The following is an 892-nucleotide window of genomic DNA, read 5'->3' as shown; positions in this document are numbered from 1 at the left end:
ATATGTATAAGTCTTCTGTTTCAAGATAAATCCAGTTATCACTAACGAATGGCTTCTCTTTTTGTTTCTTCTTTTTATCTCGATAGTAGGACCCATAAGTAATAAGAGGGATTCTATTTAAATCATCGATAATATGTTGATAATTTGATTCACTACCGTATCCTGAATCTGCAACAATATACTCTGGCAACTCCCGATGCAATTTTTGATAGGTTGCTAGAAAATCAGGAAGTGTGCGCGTGTCAGTTGGATTGGGATACAGTTTATAAGCTAAAGTAAATTGTTTTTCTGTAGCAATTTGTAAATTATAACCAGGTTTTAGCTGGCCGTTTTTCATATAGTCATCCTTCATTCGCATAAACGTCGCATCTGTATCTGTTTTCGAAAAACTATTACGGGCACCCAAGGTTGCCAGATGTTCATTGTATTTTTTTCGCCGTGGTAAAAAATCGTCTGTTATTTTTCTTAAGTATTTTTTATCTGCGCGGCGTTTTCTTTTTAGTTTTGACGTGGCAAATTTGTCAGTTGATTGTTCAATTCTCTCTGTTGCTTCAGTAATTTCATTAGCTAAATAATCACGTGCTTCTACTAATTGTTCAGTGCTCAACCCAATTTCATCGCTTTCCTCTTTCAAGCAGGGAAGAATTTCTTCTCGATACAACTCTTCATAAAACTGTTGAGATTTCTCTTTTAATGATTGATTATATTTTTCTGTTGATTTTTTCCAAACAAAAGAAAATTTATTGGCATCCGCTTCAAGTTTAGTACCTTCGATATAAATAGCTTCGTTATCGATAAGCTGTGAATGGACTAGTTGTGACCGAAATTGAATAAAACATTCTTCAAGAAGAGCGGCCGTAGTTGGCACAACACGAAAACGATTGATTGTACG

1 protein-coding gene is annotated in these 892 nt (G+C 34.9%); it reads right to left on the bottom strand.

What is annotated here, in order from left to right; translation table 11 throughout:
- Positions 1–892: transposase (locus AC5KOD_RS02530; RefSeq protein ID WP_496912970.1), on the bottom strand; the 892-nt coding region annotated here is incomplete at both ends.

The organism is Vagococcus sp. WN80Y (assembly GCF_059621045.1).
This window is presented reverse-complemented; position numbering and strand designations above follow the sequence as displayed.